This is a genomic window from Pseudomonas fluorescens (assembly GCF_900215245.1).
Lineage (GTDB): Bacteria > Pseudomonadota > Gammaproteobacteria > Pseudomonadales > Pseudomonadaceae > Aquipseudomonas > Aquipseudomonas fluorescens.
The window spans coordinates 176,648-197,816 of record NZ_LT907842.1; the positions used below are offsets into that span (position 1 = coordinate 176,648).

18 protein-coding genes and 1 pseudogene are annotated in these 21,169 nt (G+C 61.2%); 11 read left to right on the top strand and 8 right to left on the bottom strand.

What is annotated here, in order from left to right:
* Positions 1–5: 5 nt before the first annotated feature.
* A complete protein-coding gene (gene aroC, locus CPH89_RS00865; RefSeq protein ID WP_053257222.1) occupies positions 6–1,097 on the bottom strand; it encodes a chorismate synthase in 1,092 nt (363 codons plus the stop codon).
* A 143-nt stretch (positions 1,098–1,240) separates the two neighbouring features.
* Here aroC and CPH89_RS00870 point away from each other — a divergent pair, with 143 nt between their 5' ends.
* Both CPH89_RS00870 and CPH89_RS00875 read left to right on the top strand, forming a co-directional pair.
* Positions 1,241–2,203, top strand: a complete 963-nt coding sequence (locus CPH89_RS00870) for an alpha/beta hydrolase (protein ID WP_053257223.1) — start codon at positions 1,241–1,243, stop codon at positions 2,201–2,203.
* 99 nt (positions 2,204–2,302) lie between these two features.
* Positions 2,303–3,109 (top strand): hypothetical protein, encoded by an 807-nt coding sequence (locus CPH89_RS00875; protein ID WP_053257224.1) that lies wholly within the window; start codon positions 2,303–2,305, stop codon positions 3,107–3,109.
* Between the two features lie 144 nt (positions 3,110–3,253).
* Here the strand turns inward: CPH89_RS00875 and prmB are convergent, their stop codons facing one another.
* On the bottom strand, positions 3,254–4,162 hold the full coding sequence (prmB, locus tag CPH89_RS00880) for a 50S ribosomal protein L3 N(5)-glutamine methyltransferase (RefSeq protein ID WP_053257225.1): 909 nt from the start codon (positions 4,160–4,162) through the stop codon (positions 3,254–3,256).
* Positions 4,163–4,401: 239 nt separating this feature from the next.
* On the opposite strand from prmB, the gene CPH89_RS00885 reads away from it, so the two are divergent.
* The 5 genes from CPH89_RS00885 (at position 4,402) to CPH89_RS00905 (ending at position 7,185) form a co-directional block, all read left to right on the top strand.
* On the top strand, positions 4,402–4,992 hold the full coding sequence (locus CPH89_RS00885) for a cysteine hydrolase family protein (protein WP_053257226.1): 591 nt from the start codon (positions 4,402–4,404) through the stop codon (positions 4,990–4,992).
* 141 nt (positions 4,993–5,133) lie between these two features.
* Entirely contained in the window at positions 5,134–5,454 is a 321-nt protein-coding gene (locus CPH89_RS00890; protein WP_053257227.1) for a hypothetical protein, read from the top strand.
* Positions 5,455–5,529: 75 nt separating this feature from the next.
* Positions 5,530–6,087, top strand: coding sequence for a Smr/MutS family protein (locus CPH89_RS00895; protein ID WP_053257228.1), 558 nt, complete (start codon positions 5,530–5,532; stop codon positions 6,085–6,087).
* Positions 6,088–6,165: 78 nt separating this feature from the next.
* Positions 6,166–6,711: a GTP cyclohydrolase I FolE gene (gene folE, locus CPH89_RS00900; protein ID WP_003204506.1), complete on the top strand. Its 546-nt coding sequence runs from the start codon at positions 6,166–6,168 to the stop codon at positions 6,709–6,711.
* 102 nt (positions 6,712–6,813) lie between these two features.
* Positions 6,814–7,185 (top strand): glutathione S-transferase N-terminal domain-containing protein, encoded by a 372-nt coding sequence (locus tag CPH89_RS00905; protein WP_053257229.1) that lies wholly within the window; start codon positions 6,814–6,816, stop codon positions 7,183–7,185.
* A gap of 120 nt (positions 7,186–7,305) precedes the next feature.
* Here the strand turns inward: CPH89_RS00905 and CPH89_RS00910 are convergent.
* From CPH89_RS00910 to CPH89_RS00920, 3 genes and pseudogenes are all read right to left on the bottom strand, one after another.
* Positions 7,306–7,614 (bottom strand): annotated as a pseudogene (locus CPH89_RS00910) (AtuA-related protein); the annotation flags it as partial.
* Positions 7,611–8,936: an acyclic terpene utilization AtuA family protein gene (locus tag CPH89_RS00915; protein WP_053257231.1), complete on the bottom strand. Its 1,326-nt coding sequence runs from the start codon at positions 8,934–8,936 to the stop codon at positions 7,611–7,613. The gene CPH89_RS00915 and the pseudogene CPH89_RS00910, both read right to left, overlap by 4 nt.
* A gap of 1 nt (position 8,937) precedes the next feature.
* A complete protein-coding gene (locus CPH89_RS00920; protein WP_053257232.1) occupies positions 8,938–10,230 on the bottom strand; it encodes a CitMHS family transporter in 1,293 nt (430 codons plus the stop codon).
* Positions 10,231–10,356: 126 nt separating this feature from the next.
* Between CPH89_RS00920 and CPH89_RS00925 the strand changes: the two genes are divergently transcribed.
* Entirely contained in the window at positions 10,357–11,292 is a 936-nt protein-coding gene (locus tag CPH89_RS00925; RefSeq protein WP_053257233.1) for a LysR family transcriptional regulator, read from the top strand.
* A 43-nt stretch (positions 11,293–11,335) separates the two neighbouring features.
* Here CPH89_RS00925 and CPH89_RS00930 read toward each other — a convergent pair whose 3' ends face one another.
* Complete coding sequence (locus CPH89_RS00930; protein WP_053257234.1) at positions 11,336–11,938, bottom strand: glutathione S-transferase family protein; 603 nt, start codon at positions 11,936–11,938, stop codon at positions 11,336–11,338.
* A 10-nt stretch (positions 11,939–11,948) separates the two neighbouring features.
* Positions 11,949–13,115 (bottom strand): aminotransferase-like domain-containing protein, encoded by a 1,167-nt coding sequence (locus CPH89_RS00935; RefSeq protein WP_053257235.1) that lies wholly within the window; start codon positions 13,113–13,115, stop codon positions 11,949–11,951.
* Positions 13,116–13,196: 81 nt separating this feature from the next.
* Between CPH89_RS00935 and CPH89_RS00940 the strand changes: the two genes are divergently transcribed.
* The 3 genes from CPH89_RS00940 (at position 13,197) to CPH89_RS00950 (ending at position 15,862) form a co-directional block, all read left to right on the top strand.
* On the top strand, positions 13,197–13,631 hold the full coding sequence (locus CPH89_RS00940; RefSeq protein ID WP_053257236.1) for a MarR family winged helix-turn-helix transcriptional regulator: 435 nt from the start codon (positions 13,197–13,199) through the stop codon (positions 13,629–13,631).
* 187 nt (positions 13,632–13,818) lie between these two features.
* On the top strand, positions 13,819–15,165 hold the full coding sequence (locus CPH89_RS00945; RefSeq protein ID WP_053257237.1) for an NCS2 family permease: 1,347 nt from the start codon (positions 13,819–13,821) through the stop codon (positions 15,163–15,165).
* Positions 15,166–15,229: 64 nt separating this feature from the next.
* Positions 15,230–15,862, top strand: a complete 633-nt coding sequence (locus CPH89_RS00950) for a LysE family translocator (protein WP_053257238.1) — start codon at positions 15,230–15,232, stop codon at positions 15,860–15,862.
* Here the strand turns inward: CPH89_RS00950 and CPH89_RS00955 are convergent.
* Positions 15,842–21,124 carry a dermonecrotic toxin domain-containing protein gene (locus tag CPH89_RS00955; RefSeq protein WP_053257239.1) on the bottom strand — a complete coding sequence of 1,761 codons (5,283 nt, stop codon included), beginning with the start codon at positions 21,122–21,124 and terminating at the stop codon, positions 15,842–15,844. The two genes, CPH89_RS00950 and CPH89_RS00955, sit on opposite strands and share 21 nt — an antisense overlap.
* Positions 21,125–21,169: the final 45 nt, after the last annotated feature.

The following is a 21,169-nucleotide window of genomic DNA, read 5'->3' on the forward strand; positions in this document are numbered from 1 at the left end:
AGCCGTCACAGCTGGCCCAGTATCGGCGTACTCACGCGCACCTCGGCATTTTGCCCACGGTTGCGCAGCAGGTGGTCCATCAACACGATAGCCATCATCGCCTCGGCAATCGGCGTGGCACGGATGCCGACGCACGGGTCGTGGCGGCCCTTGGTGATGACGTCGACCGGGTTGCCGTTGACATCAATCGAACGGCCCGGCGTGGTGATGCTCGACGTCGCCTTGAGGGCCAGGTGCGCCACAATCGGCTGGCCGGAGGAAATACCGCCGAGGATGCCACCCGCGTTGTTGCTGAGAAAACCTTGCGGTGTCAGCTCATCGCGATGCTCGGTGCCACGCTGGGCGACACAGGCAAAACCGGCGCCGATTTCCACGCCCTTGACCGCGTTGATGCTCATCAACGCGTGGGCCAGTTCGGCATCCAGGCGGTCGAAGATCGGCTCGCCCAGGCCTGGCTTCACGCCTTCGGCGACCACGGTGATCCTGGCGCCGACGGAGTCCTGATCGCGCCGCAACTGGTCCATGTAGGCTTCCAGCTCCGGTACCTTGTCCGGGTCAGGGCTGAAGAATGCGTTGTCATCGACACTGTCCCAGGTCTTGAACGGGATCTCGATCGGGCCCAATTGGCTCATGTAGCCACGCACGACAATGCCCTGGGTGGCCAGGTACTTCTTGGCGATCGCACCGGCGGCCACTCGCATGGCGGTTTCGCGGGCCGAGCTGCGGCCACCGCCACGGTAGTCGCGTTCGCCGTATTTGTGGTGGTAGGTGTAGTCGGCGTGGGCCGGGCGGAACAGATCCTTGATTGCCGAGTAGTCCTTGGACTTCTGGTCGGTATTGCGGATCAGCAAGCCAATGGCGCAGCCGGTGGTGCGGCCTTCGAACACGCCGGAGAGAATCTCGACTTCGTCGGGCTCCTGGCGCTGGGTCGTGTGGCGGCTGGTGCCGGGCTTGCGGCGATCGAGGTCGCGCTGCAGGTCTTCCAGAGACAGCTCGAGGCCGGGCGGGCAGCCGTCGACAATGGCGACCAACGCCGGGCCATGGCTTTCGCCCGCGGTGGTGACAGTGAACAGCTTGCCGAAGGTATTGCCGGACATGCAGGGCGCTCCGTGAAATCAGTTGAATCAAGTCAACCGTAATAACTTAAGGCCGCCAGTATACGCAGGCTAACCGACTAGTTCATCCTCGAAACCTTACCGGTAGACGTTGGTCCAACCGGCACCTCCCCAATGATGGCGCGATGATGCTGCGAGTTTTGCTTTTGACCCTTACCCTGTTTTCCAGTCTTGGCTTCGCCGCCTCCCCTGTCGTGCTGCAACGGCCTATCAGCCTGGACACCGGCAGCGGCGAGCTGTTTGGCTCGCTCCTGTTGCCCAAATCCGACAAACCCGTGCCCGTGGTGTTGATCATTGCCGGCTCCGGCCCGACCGACCGTAACGGCAACAGTGCAGACGGCGCGCGTAACGACAGCCTCAAGCGCCTGGCCTGGGTACTGGCGCGCAATAACATCGCCAGCGTGCGCTATGACAAACGCGGCGTGGCCGCCAGCCTTGCCGCCACCCCCGATGAGCGCAACCTGACCCTGGAGGCCTACGTGGCCGACGCCGTCGCCTGGGGCAAACTGCTCAAGGCGGATACCCGCATGGGCCCGCTGATCGTGCTGGGCCATAGCGAGGGCGCTCTGGTAGCAGCGCTCGCCGCACCGCAACTCGACCCGGCCGGCGTTATTTCCCTGTCCGGCAGCGCCCGGCCGGTGGACCAGGTGATTCGCCAGCAACTGGCCGATCACCTGCCCCCTGCCCTGTTGCTGCGCAGCAATGAAATTCTCGACCACCTCAAGGCCGGCCAGGTGGATGCCGATGTACCGCGCCCGCTGGAAGGTATTTTCCGCCCCAGCGTGCAGCCTTATCTGATCAGCCTGTTTCGCGCCGACCCGTCGGCTGCCTTCGCCAAACTGAGCATGCCGGCCCTGATTATCCAGGGTACCAACGATATTCAAGTCGGCGTGGCGGATGCCCGACAACTGAAAAATGCCAAGCCGGACGCACAACTGACGGTAATCGAAGGCATGAACCACGTCATGCGCATCGTGCCCAAGGATGTGAAGGAGCAACTGGAGTCCTACAACGATCCGAAACTGCCCCTCGCCGCTGAGCTGGGGCAACGCATCGTGCGCTTTATCGACGGACTTCAACCCCGTTAAGCGGCTATTTGCCTCCAGTCCTGAAGAAAACGGCCGATAAGCCCAGGGTCGACAGTAAAAAGACTGTCGACTCGCAGGGCTTGGACAGGATCGCGCCGCATGACAACCACCGAAGCAACACCCGAATCTAACGCCGACACCCCGGCTGAAAAAACCGAGGCCGTCGAGGCGGCGCCACTGCCGTGGGCAGACGTTCAGGCGGAACATTTCAAAATGCTGCGCCTGGCGCCCCTGGCCACGGATCGCGCCACCGGCGTACGGCCGTTGCGGTTTGTGCAATTCGGTTACGCCGAGCGCAATGATCAACACCACAGCCTGTTGCGCATGGTCATCCAACTGCCGGGCCAGCGCGTGCGTCGCGAGCAAAACCACCTGGATATCTGGGTCGATCACGATACGCACCGCGTGCACTTCGGCCCGGGCAACAGCCTGGAAATCGAACCGGCCAACCGGGGTATCGGTCGCTTCCTCGTCGCACAAGGCGCCGCCTGGGCCAAAAAGAAGTGGTCACATTACCGCGTCGACGGTGTGGACCTGGCTAACAAGGATGCACTCAACGAAGCCACGCGCCTACGCCGCGATCATTTCCTGCGTATCCAGGGCTTTGATGTGGCTTACGCCGACGTGCAACACCTCAAAGGCACTGTGCAGCCGGGTAAGGTCAGCGGCGTGCTGGACAGCTGGAACACCGAGAAGGTGCAGTTTGTGGAAATCCTCGAAGCCGCGCAGATGCTGCAACAGGCCGAGCAAAACCTGGCCGAACAGGAAGTGAAGCTGCGCAAGGAAGAGGAAAAAGTCACCAAGTTCAAGCGTGAGGACAGCGGGTTGCGCTTTACCATCACCTGCCTGGTGGCGTTTACGGTGTTTCAGGCCGGGTTGTTGATCTGGATCGCGACACACCGCTGACAGCAGGGTGAAAGGCATTCAAGCATGTGCGAGCGGGCTTGCGCGCGAAGGTGCAGAGTCAGGCATGCCACCTGCTACTGACACACCGTTTTCGCGAGCAAGCCCGCTCCCACATTTAGATCCAGTTTCCTCAGCTGAATCGGGTTAAACCCGTGCAGCAAACACTGCCTGATGTTCCCGGCACTGTTCTGCCGTCAGCATGAACACGCCGTGCCCACCGCGCTGGAAGTCCAGCCAGGCAAAGTCGACCTCCGGGTACAGCGCCTCGACGTGTACCTGGCTGTTGCCGACTTCGACAATCAGCAAGCCTTTCTCGGTCAGGTGGTCCGCGGCCTCGGCCAACATGCGGCGCACCAGGTTCAAGCCATCATCGCCGCAAGCCAGGCCCAGTTCCGGCTCGTGCTGGTATTCATCCGGCATGTCGGCGAAGTCTTCGGCATCCACATACGGCGGGTTGGACACGATCAGATCAAAACGCTGACCCGGCAGCCCCTCAAAGCCATCGCCTTGCACGGTGTACACCCGCTCATCAACGCCATGGCGCTCGATGTTCTGGTTCGCCACTTCCAGCGCTTCGAAGGACAAGTCGCCCAGTACCACTTCAGCGTCCTGGAACTCATAGGCACACGCGATGCCGATGCAACCGGAGCCGGTGCACAAGTCGAGGATGCGCGCCGGCGGCTGGGCCAACCACGGCTCGAAGCGATTTTCGATCAGTTCGCCAATCGGCGAGCGCGGGATCAACACACGCTCATCGACAATAAACGACATGCCGCAGAACCAGGCTTCTTTCAACAGGTAAGCCGTCGGCACGCGCTCATGGATGCGGCGATGCAGCAAACGCTGCACGTGGGAGATTTCTTCTTCCTCAAGGTTGCAGTCCAGGTAGCTATCGGCGATTTCCCAAGGCAGGTGCAAGGCGCCGAGCACCAATTGCCGGGCTTCGTCCCAGGCGTTGTCGGTGCCATGCCCGAAAAACAGGTCTTCCCCATGGAAACGGCTGACAGCCCAACGGATGTGGTCGCGCAACGTGCGCAGGCGGGATGTGATCACGGGGGCAAGCTCCTGGAAAAAACGACTGGCGATTCTAACAGCCTTCGCCTGCACCGACGATGGATGAAAACCCTTCGCCACCGGTCGGAATTCATCCAATTTGCCATCATCGCACGCAACAAGCCGCCTACTTGACATGGCTGCGAGCCAACAACGGCGTACCTTACGATGGTAGCGATTCACAGAACCGCTCAGCCAGTGGACAATGTCACAAAAGCCCCCCTCACAGGAGCCCCAGAATGTCCGTTCCAAAGACGATGTTTCAACTCAGCGGTCGCGGTTATGCAGCAGCCAACCTGAACCATGCGACCCTCGTGATCATCGACGCCCAGAAGGAGTACCTCAGCGGCCCACTCGCCCTCTCGGGCATGGACGCAGCGGTCGCCAATATCCAGCAACTGGTCGCCGCAGCGCGCAACGCCGGGCGCCCGATTGTGCACGTACGTCACCTGGGCACCGTTGGTGGCCTGTTTGACCCGCAGGGCGAGCGTGGCGAATTCATTCGCGGCCTGGAGCCACTCGGTGACGAAACCATTATCGGCAAGCTGCTGCCGAGCGCTTTCCACGGCACCGGCCTGGAAAAGCACTTGCAAGACCTGGGCTCGCTGGACTTGATCGTTTGCGGCTTCATGAGCCACTCCAGCGTCAGCACCACCGTGCGCGCCGCCAAGAACCTGGGCTTTCGCTGCACCCTGGTCGAAGACGCCTGCGCCACCCGCGACCTGCCCTACAAAGGCGGCATCCTGAGTGCCGAGCACGTACAGCAGACTGAAATGGCCATCATGGCTGACAACTTCGCTACCCTCGCGTCAACCAAAGATCTGATCTGATCGTCCCTCGGATGAGCGGCGCGGCGTGTTTATTGCCCCGCTCATCTGCAAATGCCTGTCATTTGCTGCAATTGCCTCTGGTACAGGAACAACCTGTGTATCTTCCGGTCGAAGGGCCGATACCCTGGAGGAAAGGTCGGAATGAAGATATCCGATGGTTTTGACGCTCGTCGCTTGCGCCCAAAGGGGCCGAGCAACTGGCGTCTGCGCCTGGTGGCCGGCTTTGCCGCGCTGCTGGCAATTGTAGGTCTGCTGCTGGCGGGTGCCGGTGGTGCCGGTTTGTTTGGTCATTCGCCGGCCCTCGGCGAGCTGAATGCCAGCCCGGGTGGCTCGGCTATTTTGTTGGTCATCGGGTTGCTGGTGCTGTGGTTGGGCGTCTGGCTGTGGCGTCGCAGCCGTCGGCGCATGCGCCAGCCGTTGTCGCTGAACATCGCTTCGCACCTGATGAAAAAGCACGACTGATGGCGCTTGGATAGCGTTTCCTGCGCCCTGGCCGCCGCGATTTAGGTAAACTGCCCGCCCTTCGCGGAGGCTGACATGCAAGACGACGATTTTTCCCTGTTCAAAAACGAGCTGCGCGGCGTCAAGCCGATCAAGCACGACCGCGCCGACACCGGCAAACCCAAGACTGACCGGGCGCAGATCGCCAAGCTGCGCCAGGCTGCGACCGTGCGCACCGACGCCACTACCGTGGACGGCCTGTCAGACCAGTTCGTGATCGACGTAGGCCCCGAAGATGAACTGATGTGGGCCCGCGACGGCGTGCAGGAAAGCCAGATGCGCAAGCTCAAGATCGGTCAGATCCCGTTCGAAGGCAGCCTCGACCTGCACGGTATGACCGTGGAAAAAGCCCGGGAAACCCTCTGGGCCTTCCTCGCCGAAGCGACCAAATTCGAAATCCGCTGTGTACGCGTTACCCACGGCAAAGCCGTGCGGCTGGATGGCAAGCGGCCGATGATCAAGAGCCACGTCAACACCTGGCTGCGTCAACACGCCCAAGTGCTGGGTTTTACCTCATGCCAGGCCCGCCACGGCGGTGCCGGTGCGGTGTACGTGATGCTCAAGCGCACCATGATGGAAGGGCGTGACGAGTAACAAGTGCCATCGTCAGGCTTGCAGCGATGTGTCCGCCACCGTAACCTTGCGCTTTGCGAAAATCCCACAGGTAGTTTCATGTCCCTGGAACAGAATTACACCGCGATCCTCGGCCAGCTCGGCGAGGACGTTTCCCGCGAGGGCCTGCTCGACACGCCAAAGCGTGCCGCCAAGGCGATGCAGTACCTTTGCCGCGGCTATGAACAGACACTGGAAGAAGTCACCAACGGTGCCTTGTTCAGCTCCGACAACAGCGAAATGGTGCTGGTAAAGGACATCGAGCTGTACTCGCTGTGCGAACATCACCTGCTGCCGTTTATCGGCAAGGCTCACGTCGCGTATATTCCGAGCGGCAAAGTGCTGGGCCTGTCGAAGGTTGCACGTATCGTCGACATGTACGCCCGCCGTCTGCAGATCCAGGAAAACCTCAGCCGCCAGATTGCCGACGCAGTCCAGCAGGTCACCGGCGCCTTGGGCGTTGCCGTGGTGATTGAGGCCAAGCACATGTGCATGATGATGCGCGGTGTGGAAAAACAGAATTCGTCGATGATCACCTCGGTGATGCTGGGTGAGTTCCGCGAAAACGCGGCAACCCGCAGCGAATTCCTCAGCCTGATCAAGTAACAGGCTGCGCAGGAAAAAGCCGGCGTTCATCGCCGGTTTTTTTTCGCCTGCAGAATTAAGGTAAGCTGCGGCCCCTTCTGTCATGGGCAAGAGGTTTCAGCCATGTTCGTCAAAGCACTTCGAGTGGGCCTCGGCCACGTCATCATCGCGGGCGACTTCCTTACCCGTCCACGCAAAAAACAGCGCCCGGCCGAACAACAGGCGCACGTCAACGCAGCCGCCAAGGACCTGACCCTGTATCAGTTCCACGCCTGCCCGTTCTGCGTGAAGACCCGCCGTACGCTGCACCGCCTGAATGTGCCGGTGGCGTTGAAGGACGCGAAGAACAACGCGCAGGACCGCCAGACCCTGCTGGACCAAGGCGGCAAGATCAAAGTGCCGTGCCTGCGCATCGAAGAAAATGGCCAGACCACCTGGATGTATGACTCCAAGGTGATCATCGACTACCTGGACAAGCGGTTCGCTGCAATCTGACCGCCGCAGGAAATCCAAGGTGGGAGCGGGCTTGCTCGCGAACGCGGTGGATCAGTCAATCAATCTATCGACTGACACTACGCCTTCGCGAGCAAGCCCGCTCCCACATGAGTGATGTATTGCCAGGTCGAGATCCAATAAAGCCGAGCCCAGGCACTTGCCGTGGGCGTCCAGCGCCAACGAGCGAGTCACTCCGCCACGCAAGATCCCCGGTAGCACGAAGTTCAGCGCCTGCACGTTGGGCAGCTCGTAGCGCCGCACTGGCGCCGCGCCGGGTTCACGCAAGCCGGCAAAAAACTCGGCGACGCGCTCGGCCGTCAGCTGTTCATACAGCAACGGGTAGTCTTCGGCGCGGTAGGCAATGATCGAGATGTTCGAGGTGTCGCCCTTATCGCCGGTACGCGAATGGGCCAGTGTGTGCAGCTTCATGCCTGGATCCTCGGGTTGACCGCAGTTCGCGCCAGCAATAACGACGCCACCGCCACCACCTGCCGCACGCTTTTACTGGCGCCACCGCCGCCCGACGGGCCGTTGGTGTAGAGGGTTTCCACTTCATTGCCGACCCGCACCGCCTCGCTGCGTGCTTCACAGCGCGCGGCCACGCGCAGGCGTACTTCCCAGGGTTCGACGTGACTGCGTGGGCCGTGGAGCGAATCCATGCCGATCAACTCGGCGCGTACGTCCTGCATCTCTACGCCCATCAACGCCAGGCGCTTGAGTACGATGTCCCGCGCCAGTTGCGCCCGTGCGACAGCACCCGGTCCGCCGTAAGACATCTGCCCTTCGCCGATCCAACCGTCCAGATAACCGACACTGACTTTCAACTGTTCGGGCCGCGCACGACCGCCCGCACCTTGGGCGCGCACGCGATCAACGCCGGCCTCGACAAACGCCACTTGGGAAAAATCGGCGGTGACGTCTGGCGTCAGGTACGCCGCAGGATCGTGAACTTCATAGATCAGTTGCTCAGTACAGGTCGCGCGGCTGACGCGCCCGCCCGAACCGGCCACCTTGGTGATCAAGGCTGCGCCGTCGGCATTCACCTCAGCCAAGGGAAAGCCCAGCCGCGCCAAATCGTCCACATCCTTGAAACCAGGGTCTGCAAAATAGCCACCGCTGACCTGACCTGCGCACTCAAGCAAATGCCCGACCAACGTCCCCCGGCCCAGGCGCTGCCAATCATCTGCCGCCCAGCCGAACTCAAACATCTGCGGCGCCAGAAACAACGAGGGGTCGGCCACCCGCCCGGTGATAACCACATCGGCTTCGGCGCGCAGGGCCTCAAGAATGCCGTCGACACCCAGGTAGGCGTTCGCAGAAATCAGCCGCTCGCCCAGGGAACCCAGGGTCTGACCGTTATCCAGCAACTGCTCGGGCTGCAAGCTGGCCAACACGTCATCACCCACCACGGCCACCACCTTGAGGTTCAGGCCCAACTCACGGGCAATCCGCCGCGTTTCAATGGCCGCCGACACCGGGTTGGCCGCGCCCATGTTGGTGATGACGCGCAAGCGACGTCGACCATCAGGCCGCCCGACAAAGGGCAACACCCGGCGCATGCGCTCACTCAGCAGTGGGTCGTAACCGCCCTGTGGATCACTGATACGCGCCTGTTGCGCCAAGGCAATGGTGCGTTCGGCCAGGCATTCAAACACCAGGTAATCCAGGTCGCCCTGCTCGGCCAGTTCCACAGCAGGTTCGATACGGTCGCCGGAGTAGCCGGCGCCGGAACCGATGCGTAGGGTTTTCATCTCAAATCACTCCCAGGAGCAACGCGGTCAGGGTCATCAACACCGACGCGGCAAACAGAAAAGGAATCGTGAAGCGCTGATGATCGGCCAGTTCGATCTTGCACAAACCCACCAGCAGGAAGGTCGCGGGGGTCAGCGGGCTGACCGGAAACCCGGTGGTGTGCACCCCCAGCAGTGAGGCCTGGGCCACTTGCAGCGGGTCGACACCCAGGGCCTTGCCGACTTCGGCAATCACCGGCATCACGCCAAAATAGTAAGAGTCAGGGTCGAACAGCAGGCTCAGCGGCATGGAGATGAACCCGACCACCGCCGGGATCAACTGGCCATGGCCGGCCGGAATCTGCGCCACCGCCACTTCGGCCATGGCCTTGAGCATGCCGGTGCCTTGCATGATGCCGGTGAATACCCCGGCGGCGAGGAGGATGCTGGCCATGGTCAGCGCCGTCTTGGCATGGGCATCGATACGTGCGCGCTGTGCGTCCACATTGGGGTAGTTGATGCACAGTGCGACCACGGTGCCGAGCATGAACATCACCACCGGGTCGACCCAGCCGGCAATCATCACCACCATCACCAGGACGGTCAGCAGCAGGTTGACCCAGAACAAGCGTGGGCGACGCAGCTTGATGTCGTCGGCGCTGAGCACCCGTTGCGGCACCGCATCGACCGTGGAGCCGGCGCCCAGGCCCAGGCGTTTTTCTTCGCGATGGCCCAGCCACCAGGCACAGGCGAACACGAAGACCAAACCGACGATTTGCACCGGAATCAGCGGTTGGAACAGCTCGGCCACCGGCACATGCAACGCCGCCGACGAACGCAGCACCGGGCCGGTCCACGGCAGGAAGTTGACCCCGGCAGCCATCGCACAAACGCAGGCCAGAATGCGTTTGTCGATGCCCAGCCGCGTGTACAACGGCAGCATCGCCGGCACCGTCACCAGAAAGGTCACCGCGCCCGAGCCGTCCAGGTGCACCAGCAACGCCAGGGTCGCAGTACCCACGACAATCCGTGTAGGACGCGTCCCTACCGTACGCAGGATGCGATCAATGATGGGGTCAAGCATGCCAGCGTCCGTCATGATCCCGAAGAACAGAATCGCGAACACAAACATGCCCACCACAGGGGCGACGTTTTTGATCCCGGTAATGATGAAGGCGCTGGTTTGCAGGCCAAACCCGCCGAGCAACGCGGCGATGATCGGCAAGGCGATCAGGGCCACCAGTGGCGAGAGGCGCTTGCTCATGACGGCAGCGAGCAGGCACAGGATGGTAATGACACCCAGGGTAGCGAGCATGGGTTACTCCAGAGCGGCCTTTTTGGCCGGTTATTGTTTTCCTGGAGTATTGGAAGCGGGTTAGTCTTTGTAAATTGGAATATTCGGCCGCTCACGTTCGTAAAAACAAAATGATCGGAACACACCATGAAAAACTCGATCCAGCATATTCAAGCGTTCCTGGCGGTTGCCCGCACCGGCAGCTTTACCAAGGCGGCCAACGAACTGCACCTGTCGCCGTCGGCACTCACCGTACAAGTCCAGCAACTCGAAGACTGGCTGGGCGTCGCCCTGCTTGATCGCAGCCCGCGTCATGTGAGCATCACGGCTGCCGGCGAAGCCGCCCGTGCGCCCATGGAAAAACTGCTGCTGGACCTGGACAACATCGTCACCGGCTCACGCGACCTGGCCGCGCTGCGCCGAGGCGTGGTCACCATCGCCGCACTGCCCTCGGTGTGCGCCGGCGCCCTGCCCCCGGCCCTGCGCCTGTTTCGCGAGCGTTATGCCGGGATCGAAGTCCGCCTGCATGACGTGGTGGCCCACCGCATTCACGCGCAGGTGCGGTCCGGCGAGGTGGACTTCGGCCTCGGGGTGCGGGCGCGGCTGAGCCATGGCCTGGATTTCGTGCCGGTGTTGAATGATCGGCTGTGCGCGTTTGTCCCCCTGGAGCATCCCCTCGCCCGCCATCGGCAACTGACCCTTGAGCAATTGGCGGCGCAGCCGATCATCCTCACCGGGCGCGACAGCAGTGTGCGAGAGCACGTGGACGCACTGTTTGATCAGACGCGGCTGACGATGAATGCGGGCATGGAAGCCAACTATATGTCGACCGTCTTGGCGTTGGTGCGCCAGGGCTTGGGGATCAGTGTATTGCCGGAGTCGGCGGCGGACAGCCTGGAAGGCTTGAAGCGCATCAACATCGACCATCCCGGCGTGAACCGGGAGATCGGGTTGATCCGTCGCAGCGGGATGGGCTTGAGCCCGGCGGCGCAGCAGTGTTTCGAGTTACTGAACACAGAACTACCAAGCAGGCCACCCAGCAGAAGCCTGACACTGCCCGTGTGCCCAGGTGTTGCGCGGTGATGCTGTCGCCGGCAAGCCGGCGTCCATCTCTGATCGGTACGAATCAGTCCAGCATCGCCACATGCCCGGGATGGCTGGCCACGCGCTTCAACCATGCCTGCACGGCCGGATAAGGCGTGAGGTCAAAGCCACCCTCATGCGCCACGTGGGTGTAGGCATACAGTGCAATATCGGCAATCGAATATTGCTCGCCCACCAGGTACGGCGTGGCTTGTAACTGACGCTCCATCACCTTCAACGCCTTGTAACCGCCCTTATGCGTGGTTTTGTATTCTTCAAGACGATCTTCCGGCATGTTCAGGTAGAACTGGATAAACCGCGCCACGGCGATATACGGTTCGTGGCTGTATTGCTCGAAGAACTGCCACTGCAACACCTGAGTGCGCAGGCGCGGCTCGGTTGGCAAAAATTCGCTGCCATCGGCCAGGAAGTTGAGGATCGCGTTGGATTCCCACAGGCAGGTGCCATCTTCCAGTTCCAGCACCGGGATCTTGCCGTTAGGGTTCTTGGCCAGGAATTCAGCGGTCTGGGTGTCGCCGTTAAGGATGTCGACATCGATCCACTGGTACGCAATGCCCAATAGATTGAGCATCAGTTTGACCTTGTAGCAGTTGCCCGACCTGTAATCGCCATAAACCTTGTACATGGGGCTCCCCTTATGCCGCTTGCGCGTGCTGTGCTTGACGGACCACCGCGGCCAGGCGCTTGAGACCTTCGTCCAAACGGGCCGGGTCGATATGGCTGAAATTGAGGCGCAACGAGCCAGGGTGCAGATCGGGCTCGGAAAAGAACGGTTCACCGGGCATGAACGCGACGTTCTGATCTAATGCTTGCGCCAACAAGGTGCGGGTGTCGAGCGGTTGTTTCAAGGTCAGCCAGAAGAATAATCCGCCCTGGGGCGTTTGCCAGTCCGCCAAATCACCGAAATGGCGCTCGAGTGCGGCCTGGAATGCATCGCGGCGTTCGCGGTAAAAGCTGCGCAGTTCCAGCAGATGCTGCTGGTAACGCTCGGTGCCGATCCACTGCATCGCCTGCCACTGGCCGACGCGGTTGGTGTGCAGGTCCGCCGATTGCTTGAGTTTGAGCAGGTGCGGGAACAGGTCAGGGCTGGCGATCAGGTAACCGACGCGCAAGCCCGGCAACAACGTCTTGGAGACCGTGCCGGTGTAGATCCAGCTGGCTTTCTGCAGACGGCCGGCAATCGGCTGCGCACTGCCGCCATCGAAGGTCAGCTCGCGGTAGGGCTCGTCTTCGATCAGGGTCACGCCGAACTCATCAAGCAACGCGGCGACAGCCTCGCGCTTGGCCTCGCTGTAGCGCACGGCCGACGGGTTCTGGAACGTCGGAATCAGGTAGATGAACGCCGGGCGCTGGCGTTCAAGCGTGGTACGCAACGCCGCCAGGTCCGGACCGTCGGCCTCCAGTTGCACGGTGAGGCAATCGGCGCCGAACAGCTGGAAAATCTGTAACGCGGCCAGGTAGGTCGGGCCTTCCAGCAGGATCGGCGTACCTTTGTCGATGTACAACTTGGCGGCCAGGTCCAGGGTTTGCTGGGAACCGCTGACCACCAGCACCTGGCTGGCCTGGCAGGGCACGCCCAGTGCGCGCGCCTCGGCGGCGAGCAATTCGCGCAAGTGCGGCTCGCCTTCGCTCATGCCGTATTGGCCAATATTGACGGGCATGCCGTCCCAGTTCAACGCGGGCAACATGGCTTCGGCCGGCAAGCCGCCGGCGAACGACATCACTTCCGGGCGCTGGGCCGCGGCGAGGATTTCACGAATCAAGGAGCTTTTGAGGCGCGTAACACGTTCAGAGAAGGCCATAAGGTCACCGGTGGCAAAGCGCGTAGGAAATACGTCAAACTGCTTGACCGAAATTACGACGACCCGGGTAGATACGTCAATATGCTTGACCTTAAAAATCAGAGCAGCCAGCAGCAAGCCATGGAAGCCTTCTTCTTCGGCTATCAGGCGTTCACCGCCAAGGCCGATGAAATGCTGGAGCGCCGTGGGCTGAGCCGTGTGCATCAGCGCATCGTGTTTTTCATCGCGCGTTATCCCGCGTTGAGCGTGACACAACTGCTGGAATTGCTCGGCGTGAGTAAACAGGCGCTGAACATGCCATTGCGCCAATTGCAGGAAATGCACTTGGTCAGCAGCGTCGCGTCCGAGACCGACAAGCGCAAACGCCTGCTGGAATTGAGCGAAGAAGGCCTGCGTTTCGAGCAGTCATTGCGCCGCGAACAAGTCAAATTGTTGCAACGCGCCTTCAGCGAAGCCGGCGAAGAAGCGGTGGCGGGATGGCTGGCGGTCAACCAGGCGCTGAGTGGCGCAAATTAGCCTTTCATCCCCTTTTGCGCACATAACAGAAAACATTATTTGCTTTATTTGTATACAAAAGCATAATTCGCTTCGTGCGAGTTCCTGACCTTATAGTCAACAAAACCCGCCAGTACCTCAAAGCGCCGTTGCCCACTCATGTGACCGGCGCTGGAAATAACAATAAAACTCTTGAGGAGTACTCGCTGTGGAAAGCCGCAAATCCGAAGCCCCAACGCTGGACCTCGCCGCACCGCAAGGCGGCTGGCTGGAACGCCTGTTCAAACTGAGCGTGCATGGCACCACAGTGAAGACCGAGCTGATTGCCGGCCTCACTACCTTCATCACCATGGCCTACATCATCTTCGTCAACCCCAACATCATGGCCGACGCCGGTATCGATCACGGCGCAGCGTTTGTCGCCACCTGTATCGCCGCCGCCCTCGGTTGCCTGTTGATGGGCCTGTACGCCAACTGGCCGGTCGGCCTGGCGCCGGGCATGGGCCTGAACGCGTTCTTCACCTACACCGTGGTCGGCACCATGGGCTACCACTGGGAAACAGCGCTGGGTGCGGTGTTTATCTCGGGCGTGCTGTTCATGGGCCTGACCCTGTCCCGGGTGCGTGAATGGCTGCTCAACAGCATTCCAGTCAGCCTGCGCCACGCCATGGGCGCGGGTGTCGGGTTGTTTCTAGGCGTGATTGGCCTGAAAACCGCCGGCATCATCGTCGACAGCCCGGCCACGTTGATCAAGCTCGGCTCACTGCACGAGCCCGCCCCACTGCTGGCGGCGGTGTGCTTTTTGCTGATTGCGATCCTCAGCTACCACCGGGTATTCGGCGCCATCCTGATCAGCATTATCGCCGTGACCCTGGCCGGATGGGGCCTGGGCCTGGTGCACTACAACGGCATTCTCTCCCCCCCACCAAGCCTGGCACCGACCTGGATGGCCATGGACGTGAAAGGTGTATTCAATGTCAGCATGATCAGCGTGGTATTTGCCTTTTTGTTTGTGCACATGTTTGATACCGCTGGGACCTTGATGGGCGTTGCACAACGCGCCGGCCTGGTCGGTGCGGATGGCAAGATTCAAAACCTGTCCCGCGCGTTGAAGGCCGACAGTGCTTCCAGCGTGTTCGGTGCAATGGTCGGCGTGCCGCCTGTGACCAGCTATGTGGAAAGTGCTGCCGGTGTAGCCGCCGGCGGTCGCACCGGGCTGACTGCCGTAACCGTCGGCGTGCTGTTTGTGGCGGCGATGTTCTTTGCGCCGTTGGCCGGCATGATCCCTGCGTATGCCACGGCGGGCGCGCTGATTTATGTGGCAATGCTGATGATGGCGAGCATGGCCCATATCAATTGGGATGAAGCCACCGACAGCATTCCGGCGATTGTCACGGCAATCATGATGCCGCTGACCTTCTCGGTCGCCGACGGTATCGCCCTGGGCTTTATCACTTACGTAGCGCTCAAGGCCGGCACCGGCAAGTACCGCGAGATTTCCATCAGCCTGTGGGTGTTGTGCGCGATTTTTATCGCGAAATTTATCTTCCTGTAGTTCGGGAATGGCTGAAAACCGCCTCACCTTCGGGTGGGGCTTTTGCACGAGTGGAGGACTGTAAATGACCCTGGAAACCTGGCTGCTGTTCAGCGGCGCTGCTTTGATCGTGATCCTGATTCCCGGCCCGCTGTCGCTGCTGATGATCAGCAACAGCCTCAACTACGGCCTGCGCCGCTCGTACCCGGCGTTTCTGGGTGGGGTGTTTGCCTCGATTTGCTTGTTGAGTGCTTCGGCGCTCGGCTTGGGCGCTTTGTTACTGGCCTCGGAGCAGTTGTTCAGTGCCTTGAAGATCGTCGGTGCGCTTTACCTGTTTTATCTCGCCTGGCAAAGCTGGCAGCAATCACGGCAACCGGCCCGCGCTGCCGACGTCCCGCAAGCACCAGCAGTGCCACGTTTCAGCGCACTGTTTGGCCGTGCCTTTGTGCTGGGCGCCAGCAACCCCAAGGACATCCTGTTTTTTGCGGCCTTCCTGCCGCAATTTCTCAACAGCCAGCAGGCGTTTTTGCCCCAGTTGCTGGTCATGATCGCCACTTGGGCCGTGCTCGACCTGCTCTGCAAGCTGACCTACGGCCTGGGCGCCCATGGTGCTGCGCGGTATTTGCGCAGCGGCTCGGGCCAGAGTGCGTTCAACCGGGTCAGCGCCGCCTTGTTCAGTTGCGCCGGCGCGGTGTCGTTACTCAACGCGAGGGTTTAATTTAATGAAGTAAACGGAGGGCGCTTTGTCCTTCCAGTCCGGCCACTGAATACCCGCCATGATCCGAACCAGGCGCTGCTCACGCAGCGCACTGCTGACCTCGGCTGACAACCTCACGCTGGTCACGCCGGGCCTGAGTGCGTTGAACCAACGGTGTTTAAAGCGGGTGCCCATATAAATCCCCCCTTTCTCAACCCACTGGTAAGCCACGTAATAGAGCCGGTTTGGCGCAGTGGGATGAATGGCCACCAATTCCTCTGTGGCTCTTGCGTAACGTACGCCTTCAAGTACCCGGAGCGTGAAGCCCTGCTGTTCCAGCACGCTTTTGACGGCCGCTCGCTGCACGGCCTGGCGGTCTCGCGCAACGGATCTGCCCCCGCGCTGCAGCCTTGATTCCAAAGGGACGGGCGGTGTGAAGTCGACACGCGTGAAGCCTGGCGCTGCGCCCTCGTAACCGACATGCAGGTAATCGGTCCGTGTCTCACTGGACCGTAGCATCCTGAGCAGATCATCCGTCTGGCCCGCTCGTGCGGGCGCCGCGGGTAGCCAATCGTCCAGCGTCGCGCGCATGTTGAGCAGGTGACTGGCCGTTGCAGGGCGCTCCGGGCCTGATAACTCAAGTATCCTCGCAACGGTAAATTCTCGGCTTTTGCTGGTCATGGTTGGGAACGCCTGCGCCACATACATTGGCAACGGCCTGTCGAACAGGGGGGCATGCACCTGCCAGCGCCCCGCTGAGGTACGTGACACAGGCAGGGGCTGCTCAGCCAGTGCCGTGCTGGTCCAACGCTCAATATCGACGCGGGCCAGTGAAACCAGTTGCTCATTGCGGTGAATAAACACGATACGGTTCAACGGCGCCTGCCCGCCCTCGGGGAGCAACCTGTAATAAACACTGAGCGGATCGGTCAGTTGGGTATTCGGCGGGGCCACGCGCAGCACATTGTAGGCAAACTCCCGAGCATCCCTGGGGATATGAAACACGCCTGGCGCCGGGGAGCTCAATTGCGGATTGACCTCAATGTCCATCCGCCAACTGACCCAATGGGTCGCGGTCGCGGATGAGTGAAGAATCCTGCTTTCCGTCGCCGAACGCACAATCGGGGGGCGCCAGTCCGGCGCCGCCGACACCGGCGCATGCCACGGGTTGAGCAGCGCTGAACGGGTTCCCGCGACCGGCTGTGGCCTATCGGCACCGAGCAGCCATTCCCGCGGCTGGTGGATGTTCAAGATCAGTTCGTCCTGACCCGGCGCCTGCGTGTTTTTCAGACGAAACACCTGTTCGTCGCCACGCCGGTAGAGCGGGTAATGGTGGGTGTCATCTGCGACAAAGGTCTCGCCATTTTTCACCTGAACTGCGTTCTCCCCCACCCCTTTCAACGCTACGGCGCCCTGCGGGATACCCTTGGTTCTAAATGGCGCGATGGCTTGGAGTTGAGGCACCGTTGACGGCGCAGAGCGCGAAATCTCGTGTGTGGTCATACGCAATCGGTGTATCCGCCCCAGGGCCGGGCGCAGTGCCGGCCGCGTCATGCGCGTCGCACTACCGCTCGCAGGCTTGGGGCCGGGTATAAAGTTCGCTAACACGTCGATCGCCAGAAAGGCACTCATAAAGCCCACATCGATGGCATCGTGCGGGTCGCCGAAACGGTGATAACGCCGCGCGGCCAACAGCAACTCATAGAAGTCATTGAACATCCCGACTAATGGGTTGAAAAAAGCCACCAACCTGCGCTGGGTCGCATCGCTTTGCTCGCCAAGACGACGGGCTCGATAGGCGTCAAGGGCTTTACCGGAATGACTCGCAGCCTGGGTCCGACGTTGCAGTTCAAGCACGCTGGCGTGGTACAGCAATGCCTGGGCGTTGAAGTGCGAGGTGGCAACCAGTGCCAAGCCGTGCTGCGGATCACTGGCAAGCTGCTCAAGGGTTTGCTTTTCGATCTCATCAGCCAACGCCGTCGGCTCCAGATGCTTGACGCTGAATGAACGAATAAACTCGCGCCCGTGCCAAACCCCTTTGAGCATGAAAGCAGTGGGTGACAGCTCCAGGCTGTTAAGGGCCTGATCGAGCCTGTCGACGCGCCCCGGATGGTGGGTGATGGCCTCAAACGCCCAGCCAGGGGCGACCTGCCGCGCCAGTGCCTTGGCGTTATCGGGCAATGCGCCGATACGGTTCAACGCATCATGGGCCTGTTGCAGGCTGCTGTATTCAGTGAGGATCAACGCTGGCGTGGTGGCCTGGGGCCAATAGCTAACACACCGCCCGGAGCGCTTGTCGTGCACCAGCACTATCCCGGCGATGTAGCGATCGTGCTGCATCGTGTGCCCCACCAGATGAACCACGTACAGTTGCAACTCATGCTGGTTTTTCAGCAGGTCCTGCGCTGTTCGAGCCGCCATCGCCGTGCTGAACACCCGTTGTGCCGGTGCCGTGAGCCCCGCGTGTGTTGCGCAACGCAGATGGTGCGCAAAGCCCGCGTGCAATGCGCGATTCAATAACGCGGGAATGCGCCCCTGACTGAGCGTGTCGTCGATGCCAAGCCGCGGGTAAAACGTCTGCTTGATCAAGGCGTCGTATTGGCCACCGATATCCAGCGAGGACACCATGCGGATCAGGTAATCGGCACCCAGCGGTGGTTTGCGCTCAGGTTGCAGAAAACGCGCGCGACTCAATCGCCACCGTGTCCAGGGCGCCAGTGGGTCCAGGTTGTGCAGCACCAGTTGCAGCAGACTAAAGGTTGTACGCGTCGCGCTTGGGGTCAATATTATGTTGCGATCGCCCACGGGGCAGGCGCTTGTGCCCCCACAATAGCTGCCGTGAACATCATCGGGCATATCAATAAAGGGCTGGTCGATATCCAGCGGCGGGGAGATGGCGTCCTCGCTCAAACGGGCGTTCAAGGCGCAGCGTGCAAACGTTTCCAGGCCAGGCAGATGCTGTTCAAGCCGGGCTTGATAGGCGAAGGCACCGCTCAGGTAACGGCGCTGCGAACGTTTGAAGTGCCTACGTTGGGTGCGCGTTGCGCCCGCCAGCCATGTCGGCAGCTTTTTCGCTTCAGAGGCGGTCTTGAGCAGCAGCTCAATATTGGCGAGGGCGTGTGCCAAAGCGCTATTGGCAGGCACCTTCAGCTGTTCTTTCAGCTCGACCAACAGCAGCGCGCGACTCAGTTCGGCATCCTTCACCTCACTGAAAAGCCGCGTGATGTCCTCGGTGCTTTTGTACAAGCGATCAAAGGACCCCAGCATTTTCTGCAGCGCTGCCAGCGCAGGCTTGCCATTGATGGGGACGTAGCGCACCGACAAGCTGTCCCGCAGCGCATGGGCGCGTAAGTCGTTACGCTTATCGCGCTCGACACCGCCCCACAGCACCGAGTCGTCACGACTGCTCAGGCTCGCCTTGACGCTAAGGGTCAAGGCCTCCAATCCGGAAAACCCCAGCACCCCGCCCTCTGCCCCGAACGCATACAACACCACCGGATGCTGGCGGGTCGGAACCCGCACTGCTGCGGCGGTGGTCACCACCCACACGTTATGGAGTGGGTAGAAGGCGTCGGGATCGCTGCCCACCGCGATCGACAACACCTGGGTTTGGCTGCCCAGGCGTTTCGCCGCTAACGGCTGCTCCAGCACTTCGATTATCAGGTCGCGATGAGCGGTGCTGAGCAACTTGAGCCGATGCTGCAACTGGACCTCACAACGCAGTGCCTCGGTCTGCGCCGTCATGAACAGGGTGCCACGCCTGGGTGTCCCGGCCCCACCGGGGCGCTCCGTCCAGAACGCCACCTCCAGCAGTCGCTGCTGTGCACCCTGCGTCAACGTCTTCAACGCCTGGGCCTGCACCTTGAGGTGGCTTAGCAGCGCCATGAGTTGCTGATACGCGGGCGTTTCGGCGCTGGGGTCCTGCGGATCGAGCAGTGCAACCAGCGCTTTTTCGTACCGTTTGATCTGCTGCTCTGCAGTCCGCAGCGGCAAGCCGGACGCGGTACTGGCAAAGATAATTTCTGCGCGCCGTCGCTGCTGGTCCCACGTGAGCATTTGATTACCCAGCACACCGAGCCGAGCGCTGCCGACCAACCGCTTCCTGGTGCTCTCTACGTGCGCGAGAAAAGGGCCCGCCGTGAGCGGTGGTGGCCGAGGCCGTTGTGTCGAAAACACATGGTCGTGATTGATCATTACGGCGCAGGCCAATTCGTTTCCCCATTGCTCACTGAGCAGCGCCTGCGCGCTGAGTGCCAACGCATCGCCGGTGACCGTCAGGCCACGCAAAACACTGGACGCCGGGGACAAGTCGGCAGGCTGGCACAAGGCATTGCGGCGACTTAACGGCAAGCAAAGCCAGAGGTCATGGAACAGCGACCGGTTCAGCTCCAGTACGCCACATTGAAGCGCGACGAACGAGGGGTATTCATAGAAGTTGCGCGCGACACCCGGCAGGTAAATCACGTGCGGCGCATCGTCGGGGTTGCCCTCGCGAAAAAAATGTAATGCGCCGGGGATCGCAACCGCAGGCGTGCCAGGCCACATCATCTGGCCCACGCGCACGCAGGCCCAGCTGCCACCTGCACGTTGGCGCGCCTCAGCGGTCGGGGCATCGATCACAGCCTGGACCACGGCCATGCCGCGACTCGATAACTCATCCAGTTGCCGCGCGATAAAGGCCCGGTCAGCAAAGAGTTGAGCGTGCAACTCAACCCAACGCTCACGGCGCGTGAGCCACCCACCCTGCACCAGGGTGGCCCAGTAGTCAGTGTGCGCACGGGCCAGCCGATCAAACAGGCGCAACGCGATAACGCGCTCCAGTACGTCCAGCGGTGTATAGGGCAACCGACGATTCGGCTCGCCTTTGACGCTCAGGCCGGTGAATTGATTGACGTTGATCGGCACCGAAGGCAGCACCAGCAACAACAATGCCCGATCAGTCAAGCTGTCGACATGCTCGGGCACACTCGGTGACGCTGGCAACTTGGGCACGGTAAACAGCAGGCTGTCCGGGTCAATCTCGAAGGCGTTGCGCAGCTCGGTGCGGATTACCGTCAAGATTTTTGGCGAGTGCCCCAGCAGGCGTGTAAGTGCCCGTGTCGACGCACGGCAACGCCAATCGGCAAGAGCGATTTGATTGATCAGCCGGCTGGGATGGGCATCAGCATTAATCCGCCGTCTCAACTGCTCGCGAATAACCTGCCACGCCGTTTCAGCAGTGTCGGCAGTATCGGCAAGGTCAGGAGTGGGGATTACGCCCAGGTGGTCGGGGGACGAGGTCATGGGTTTTCTTCTCTAAGAGGAAAAGACCCAGCCTAGGGATCACCG

Coding starts and splice junctions, on each gene's coding strand:
- CPH89_RS00915 (WP_053257231.1), bottom strand. CDS start 8,936: ATGAAAACCCTACGCATCGGTTCCGGCGCCGGCTACTCCGGCGACCGT.
- CPH89_RS00875 (WP_053257224.1), top strand. CDS start 2,303: ATGACAACCACCGAAGCAACACCCGAATCTAACGCCGACACCCCGGCT.
- CPH89_RS00955 (WP_053257239.1), bottom strand. CDS start 21,124: ATGACCTCGTCCCCCGACCACCTGGGCGTAATCCCCACTCCTGACCTT.
- aroC (WP_053257222.1), bottom strand. CDS start 1,097: ATGTCCGGCAATACCTTCGGCAAGCTGTTCACTGTCACCACCGCGGGC.
- CPH89_RS00930 (WP_053257234.1), bottom strand. CDS start 11,938: ATGTACAAGGTTTATGGCGATTACAGGTCGGGCAACTGCTACAAGGTC.
- CPH89_RS00920 (WP_053257232.1), bottom strand. CDS start 10,230: ATGCTCGCTACCCTGGGTGTCATTACCATCCTGTGCCTGCTCGCTGCC.
- CPH89_RS00905 (WP_053257229.1), top strand. CDS start 6,814: ATGTTCGTCAAAGCACTTCGAGTGGGCCTCGGCCACGTCATCATCGCG.
- CPH89_RS00950 (WP_053257238.1), top strand. CDS start 15,230: ATGACCCTGGAAACCTGGCTGCTGTTCAGCGGCGCTGCTTTGATCGTG.
- CPH89_RS00925 (WP_053257233.1), top strand. CDS start 10,357: ATGAAAAACTCGATCCAGCATATTCAAGCGTTCCTGGCGGTTGCCCGC.
- CPH89_RS00885 (WP_053257226.1), top strand. CDS start 4,402: ATGTCCGTTCCAAAGACGATGTTTCAACTCAGCGGTCGCGGTTATGCA.
- CPH89_RS00895 (WP_053257228.1), top strand. CDS start 5,530: ATGCAAGACGACGATTTTTCCCTGTTCAAAAACGAGCTGCGCGGCGTC.
- folE (WP_003204506.1), top strand. CDS start 6,166: ATGTCCCTGGAACAGAATTACACCGCGATCCTCGGCCAGCTCGGCGAG.
- CPH89_RS00935 (WP_053257235.1), bottom strand. CDS start 13,115: ATGGCCTTCTCTGAACGTGTTACGCGCCTCAAAAGCTCCTTGATTCGT.
- CPH89_RS00890 (WP_053257227.1), top strand. CDS start 5,134: ATGAAGATATCCGATGGTTTTGACGCTCGTCGCTTGCGCCCAAAGGGG.
- CPH89_RS00870 (WP_053257223.1), top strand. CDS start 1,241: ATGATGCTGCGAGTTTTGCTTTTGACCCTTACCCTGTTTTCCAGTCTT.
- CPH89_RS00940 (WP_053257236.1), top strand. CDS start 13,197: ATGCTTGACCTTAAAAATCAGAGCAGCCAGCAGCAAGCCATGGAAGCC.